The 6,654-nt window shown below is 76.8% G+C and carries 4 protein-coding genes; 1 reads left to right on the forward strand and 3 read right to left on the reverse strand.

Translation table 11 applies throughout. The annotated features are described in order from the left end of the window. Nucleotides 1–1,681: AfsR/SARP family transcriptional regulator (locus tag DZF91_RS02665; RefSeq protein ID WP_199486355.1), on the reverse strand; the 1,681-nt coding region annotated here is incomplete at its 3' end. Between the two features lie 140 nt (nucleotides 1,682–1,821). Between DZF91_RS02665 and DZF91_RS02670 the strand changes: the two genes are divergently transcribed. Continuing rightward, nucleotides 1,822–4,998 carry an AfsR/SARP family transcriptional regulator gene (locus tag DZF91_RS02670; RefSeq protein ID WP_117355925.1) on the forward strand — a complete coding sequence of 1,059 codons (3,177 nt, stop codon included), beginning with the start codon at nucleotides 1,822–1,824 and terminating at the stop codon, nucleotides 4,996–4,998. Nucleotides 4,999–5,070: 72 nt separating this feature from the next. Here the strand turns inward: DZF91_RS02670 and DZF91_RS02675 are convergent, their stop codons facing one another. Both DZF91_RS02675 and DZF91_RS02680 read right to left on the reverse strand, forming a co-directional pair. Continuing rightward, a complete protein-coding gene (locus DZF91_RS02675; protein WP_199486356.1) occupies nucleotides 5,071–6,228 on the reverse strand; it encodes a magnesium transporter CorA family protein in 1,158 nt (385 codons plus the stop codon). A gap of 45 nt (nucleotides 6,229–6,273) precedes the next feature. Continuing rightward, a partial coding sequence (locus tag DZF91_RS02680; RefSeq protein ID WP_158587831.1) for a substrate-binding domain-containing protein occupies nucleotides 6,274–6,654 on the reverse strand: 381 nt, incomplete at its 5' end.

A 6,654-nucleotide genomic window follows, 5' to 3' on the forward strand; every position in this document is an offset into this window, starting at 1 on the left:
GCTCGGCCGCGCGCTCCCGCGGGACGGCGAGGAGCGCCGCCGCCGCGGGCACCGAGAAGGACGGCCCGTCGGGCAGCGCGAGCAGCCGGAACGCGCGCCGCGACGCCGGGCCGAGGCGGCTGTAGCCGAGCTGGAACACCGCCTCCACGGCGAGGTCGGCGACGCGCAGCTCGGCGAGCCTGCGCCGCCGGTCGGCCAGCCGGTCCACCAGTGACCGGACCGTCCAGCCCGGCCGGGCGGCCAGCCTCGCGGCGGCGACGCGGACGGCCAGCGGGAGGTGCCCGCACGCCTCCAGCAGCTCCCGGACGGCGTCCGGCTCGGCGTCGGTCCGGTCCGTTCCGGCGATCCGGACGAGCAGTTCGCGGGACTCGTCGGGGGTGAAGACGTCCAGGTCCAGGGAGTGCGCGCCGTCGAGCGCGTCGAGCCTGTAGCGCCCGGTGACGATCACGGTGGCGCCCGGGGCGGCGGGCAGCAGGGGCAGGATCTGGGCGGTGTCGCGGGCGTCGTCCAGCAGCATGAGGACGCGGCGTCCGGCGAGGACGCGGCGGAGCAGGGCCGTCCGGTCGGCGAGGTCGTTCGGGACGGCCTCCGGCGCGACGCCGAGGGACTTCAGGAACGCGCCGAGCACCGGGTGGGGGTCGGCGGGCCGCTCGTGGGCCCCGTGCAGGTCGGCGTAGAGCTGCCCGTCGGGATGGTCGGGCCGCAGCAGGTGCGCGACCCGCAGCGCGAGCGCGGACTTCCCGACGCCCGCGGTGCCCGCGACGGTCGCCGTCCCGCCGCCGGCGAGGACGCGGCGCAGTTCGGCGACCTGCGCGGTACGTCCGGTGAAGTCGGCGACGGCGGCGGGGAGCTGGGCGGGCCGCTCGCTCGCGGCGGGCGCGGGCGAGGACGCGGCGAGCACGCGCCGGTGCATCGCCGTGAGCACCGGTCCGGGCTCGATGCCCAGCTCGTCCACCAGCACGCGGCGCGCGTCGAGGTAGACGTCGAGCGCGTCGGCCGGACGGCCGGACCGGTACAGGGCGAGCATCAGCAGTTCGCGCGGCCGCTCCCGCAGCGGGTACTCGGCGACCAGCCGTCGCAGCCCGCCGACGGCCGCGGCGTGCCGGCCCAGCCGGATGTCCAGGTCGAGGCCGCTGACCTGGGCGGCCACCCGGCGCTCGGTGAGCCGCAGGCGCTGCGCCTCGGCGTGCGGACCGGGGACTCCGGCCAGCGCCTCACCCCGCCAGAGGCCGAGCGCCTCGTCCAGCAGGCCGCGGGCGCGCGCGAGGTCGCCGTCCGTGTCCGCCTTCTCGGCCTCGGCGACGAGCCGGGTGAAGCGGCGCGTGTCCAGGGCGTCCGGCGGAACGCGCAGCGCGTACCCGCCGCCGACCGTCACCAGGATCTCGGGCGGACGACCCGGTCCGCGTTCCGGCTCGAACAGGCGGCGCAGCCGGGACGCGTAGGTGCGCAGCGTGCCGAGCGCGCGCGGCGGGGGATCGCCGTCCCACACGGCGGAGACGAGTTCGGGCGCGGACACCGGCGCGCCCTCGCGGAGCAGCAGGACGGCGAGCAGCGCGCGCTGCTGGGGCGAGCCGAGATCGAGCTCGGCGTTCCCGCGCCAGCCGCGCGGCGGGCCGAGAAGACCGAAGCGCAGCGGCACGGTCGGTCCGGTCGGTCCGGTCGGCGCGGTCGGCGACTCCATCGGGAAAGCGTAGATCCCCGCAGCTCACCGGCGGGGCGCGGCCCCGGCGTCCGGGCGCCGCACCGAGCTGTGACCAGCCTGGTGACCCCGTTTCCGGGCGGCACCACTGGATCGCCGCAATTGGTCCAGAATGGGCGTTTATGGACAATGATCGGGACCTCCGGTTCGCCGTGCTGGGCCCGGTGCGCGCCTTCCAGGACGGCACGGAACTGCCGCTCGGCGGCCCGCAGCAGCGCGCGTTCCTCGCGGCACTGCTCGCCGCCGGCGGGCGCGGGCTGCCGATGGACCGGATCGTCGCGGCCCTCTGGGGGGACGATCCGCCCGCCCGCGCCGTCGGGACCGTCCGCACCTACGCCTCCCGGCTGCGCCGGGTGCTCGAACGCGACCGGTCCCGGCCCGAGGTCCTGCTCTCGGACGGCGACGGGTACGCCCTGCTCGTCCCGGACGAGGCCGTGGACGCGCGCGTCTTCGAGGCCGCCGTCGCCGAGGCCGGGCCGGCCGAGTCGCCCGCCGTCCGCCGCGACCTGCTCGACGCCGCCCTGGAGATGTGGGCGGGGGTCCCGCTGACCGGCGTGCCCGGCCCCGACGCCGACGCCTGGCGCACCCGCCTCTCCCGCCGCCGCCTCGACGCCCTGCTGACCCGGCTCGACCTCGACCTCTCCCTCGGACGGCACGCCGCCGCCGTCGCCGAACTCGGCCCGCTCGCCGGGGAGCACCCGCTGGACGAACGCGTCCACGCCCTCCTGATGACGGCCCTGTACCGGTGCGGACGCCAGGCTGAGGCGCTCGCCGCGTACACGGAGGCCCGGCGCGTCCTCGCCGCCGAACTCGGCGTCCGCCCCGGCCCGGAACTGACCGGCCTGCACCAGCGCATCCTGCGCAACGACCCGTCCCTCGGGCTCGGCGACTCCGCAACGCGCGACGACTCGGCCTTCGATCCCGACGCCCCTGGTTCACGGAACGACCCGTCCCTCGACCTGGACGGTTCCGCGGCGCGCGACGACCCGTCGTCCGGCCTCGGCGGTTCGGTGCCGCGCGACGAAGGGGACGCGGGGGAGGCGTCGTCCGTCGCGGAGGCCGGGGCCCGGGCGGAGCGGCCCGTCCTGCCGCGGCCGGCCGCGCTCCCCGCCGACCTGCCCGACTTCACCGGCCGGGCCGCCCTCGCCGACGAGCTCGCCCGCGCGCTGACCGTTCCGCCCGAGGAGCGCGCCGCGCCGCCGGTGGTCGGCCTGAGCGGCGTCGGCGGGGTCGGGAAGACCGCGCTCGCCGTGCACGTCGCGCACGCCGTCCGGCACGCCTACCCCGACGGCCAGCTCTACGTGGACCTGCAGGGCGTCGGGGACCGGCCGCTCGAACCGTGCGCGGTCCTCGCCGGGTTCCTGCGCGCGCTCGGCGTCCCGGAGGAGTCGGTCCCGGACGGCGAGGCCGAGCGGGCGGCGCTGCTGCGCTCCCGGCTCGCCGACCGCCGCGTGCTGATGCTGCTGGACAACGCGCGGGACGCGGCGCAGCTCCGGCCGCTGCTGCCCGGCGGGCGCGGCTGCGCGGTCCTGGTCACCGCCCGCGCCCGGCAGGCCGGGCTGCCCGGCGCCCGGAACATGGACCTGGACGTCCTGGACCCGGTCGAGGCGATCGAGCTGTTCGCCGCGATCGCGGGCCGCGAGCGCGTCGCCGCCGACCGGAACATGGACCTGGACGTCCTGGACCCGGTCGAGGCGATCGAGCTGTTCGCCGCGATCGCGGGCCGCGAGCGCGTCGCCGCCGAACGCGCCGCCGTCGTGGACGTGGTCGGGCTCTGCGGACTGCTGCCGCTCGCCGTCCGGATCGTCGCCGCGCGGCTGGCCGCCCGCCCGTCCTGGACCGTGGCCGCGCTGTCCGCGCGGCTCGCAGACGGCCGCCGCCGCCTCGCCGAGATGCGGATCGGCCCGCTCGCCGTCGAGGCGACCTTCCGGCTCGGCCACGACCAGCTCGACCCCGCCCGGGCACGCGCGTTCCGGCTGCTCTCCCTGCCCGACGCGGGCGTCCTGTCGGCGGAGGCCGCGACCGCGGCGCTCGGCGAGGACGACGTCCTGGAGGTCGAGGACGTCCTCGAGTCCCTGGTCGACCTCGGCCTGCTCGACTCGCCCGCGCCCGGCCGGTACCGCTACCACGACCTGCTCCGGCTGTTCGCGCGGCAGACCGCCGAACGCCTGGACGCCCCGGCCGCGCGGACCGCCGTGCCCGTCCGGCTGCTGACCCACCTGCTGACCGTCCAGCGCGCGGTGACCGGCCTCATCCGTCCGGGCCCGTTCGTCTCCGGGGTGGCCCCGGACGCGCCGCGCCGCGCTCCCGCCTTCGAGTCCGCCGCCCGCGCCCGCGCCTGGACGTTCGGGCACCTGGACACGATGCTCTCGGTCGTCCGGCAGGTCGCCCGCGAGGGAACCGCGCCCGCCACGGCCGCCGACCTGCTGTTCGCCCTGGACCCGCTGATGGAGGAGGGCTACCGCTGGTGCGAGGTCGAGCCCGCCGCGCGCGCCCTCGCGGACTGCGGGCCGGGACCGTACGCGGAGGGCCGGGCGAGCTACGTCCTCGGCCGGGTCGCGGTCCACACCAGCCGCCTGGACGACGCCGGGCGCGCCGCCGGACGGGCCGCCGAACTCGCCCACCGCGTCGGCGACACCGCGCTGCGCGTCGCGTCCCACGACCTCCTCGCGCACGTCGAGTTCTACCGGCTGCGCCCGCGCGAGGCGGCCGGGCACCTCGAACGCGCCCTCGTCCTCGGCCGCGAGCTGGGGGACCGGGCCGGGGAGATGGAGCGGCTGGCCAGCCTCGCCTACACGCACGTCGAGCTGGACGAGCCGGACCGCGCGATCGAGTGGGCCGAGGACGCTCGCGCCCTCGCCCGCGAACTCGGCTACGGCGCGGGCGAGGCGTACGCGCTGCACACTCTCGGCATGGCCCTGGACCGCGCCGGACGCCTCGACGAGGCCGTCGCCCGCTACGACGACGCGCTCGCGATCTGCTGGTCCCAGGGGCTGCGCGCCCGCGAGTCCTACGTCCTGCTGCGGCTGGCCGAGACGCAGCTGCGCCGCGACCGTCCGGAGGAGGCGCTCGCCACCGCCGGGCAGTCCCTCGCGATCGGCCGGGAGATCGGCGAGGAGTTCCAGGTCGGCCGCGCCCGCGTCGCGCTCGGCCGGGCGCACGCCGCGCTCGGCGACACCGCCGCCGCCCGCGCCTGCTGGACGGACGCCCTGGACGTCTTCACCCGCCTCGACGTCGCCGAGGCCGCCGAGGCCCGCGCCCTCCTGGACGCCCTCGAGGCGAGCCGCCGCGACTCCTGACACCGCGCCCGCCGATGCCGGACCGGCGCCGGTGCCGCCGCGGCCCTCGCTCCTCGCCCCGCACCGCGCGGCTCACATCCAGTCGCGGACCTTGAAGAGGACGTACAGGCCCACCCCCAGGACGACGATCACCAGCGAGCTGACCCAGAACCCCCACGCGTGCCCGTACCCCGGATACGGCACGTTCTGCCCGTAGAACCCGGTGATCGCGGTCGGCACGGCGATGATGGCGGCCCAGCTCGTGACCTTCTTCATCACCTCGTTCAGCCGGTTGCCCTGCAGCGCGATCCGGGTGTCGAGCAGGTTCGCGATCAGGTCGCGCAGCGCCTCGGTGAACTCGCCGACGCGCAGCGCGTGGTCGTACACGTCCTGGTAGTAGGGGACCAGCGGCGGCGCGACGATCTGCAGGTCGCGGCGGAGCAGGGTGTTGAGGATGTCGCGCATCGGCAGCGAGACCCGGCGCAGCCTGAACAGGTTCTTGCGCAGCCGGAAGCTGCGCTCCTGGATCTCCCGGACCGGGAACGAGGTGTCGAAGATCAGCTCCTCCAGCGCGTCCGCCTCCTCGTCGAACGCCTGCGCGGCGGCGAGCTGCTGGTCCACCACCAGGTCGAGCAGGGCGTAGAGCAGCAGCGCGACCGCGGCCCGCGGGTGCTCGCCGCGGGTGAGGTCGGGGCTGCGGTCCCACCGGTCGACCAGCTCGTCCACCGGGAAGCCCGGATCGGCCCGGACGGTCACCAGCGCGCTCTCGGTCACGAACGCCGACACCTCGTACAGCCGCATCACCGAGCCGTCCACCTTCGGCAGGTAGAGGTTGACGAAGATGTAGTCGGTGTAGTGGTCCAGCTTGGTGCGCTCGTGCCGGGAGACGGCGTCCTCCACGGCGACGGGGTCGAGGTTCAGCTCCCGGCTGATCACCCGCAGCGCCGTCTCCTGCGGCCCGCAGAGGTCGAGCCAGACGACCGTCTCGTCCTGTTTGAGGTGTTTGCTGACGTCGTTGACGGGGAAGCCCTCGGCGGTCAGGACGCCGTTCTTCCACGCCCGGGTCCGCGGCGGCTCGGTGTACCTCTCCGCCCCGCCCCCGCTCGCCTCGTCGGCGCGGGTCGCCTCCCCGCCACCGCTCCGCTCGCCGGTGCGGTTCGCCTCGCTGGTCCGGTTCGCCTCGCTGGTCCGGTTCGGCTCGCCGGTGCGGTTCGGCTCGTCGGGGGCGCCCTCCGGCGGCTGCGCGGTCATGCCGTCCCTTCTACCCACTGATCGCCTCTACCCACTGACCGCCGCCTATTCCACGGGCGCGGGGCCGGTCGAGCCCCGGACGACCAGCTCGCCCGGCAGGGACAGGGTGGCGGGACGCTCCCCCTCCAGCAGCCGCAGCAGCGCCTCCATGCCCGCCGCCCCCAGCTCCGCCGCGGGCAGCCGGACGGTCGACAGCTCCGGTTCCAGCGCCGTCGCCAGCGGAACGTCGTCGATCCCCGTCACCGACAGGTCGCGCGGGATCTCCAGGCCGCGCGCCCGCGCCGCCTTGTACGCGCCGGCCGACATCACGTCGTCGTCGCAGACCAGCGCGGTCGGACGGTCCGGACGGCCGAGCAGCCGGCCGGCGGCGTCCCGGGCCGCCGCGACGTCGAGCGCCGCGTCCTCGCGGGCCAGCGTCGCGCCCGG

Source organism: Actinomadura logoneensis (assembly GCF_003428695.1).
Taxonomy (GTDB): domain Bacteria; phylum Actinomycetota; class Actinomycetes; order Streptosporangiales; family Streptosporangiaceae; genus Spirillospora; species Spirillospora logoneensis.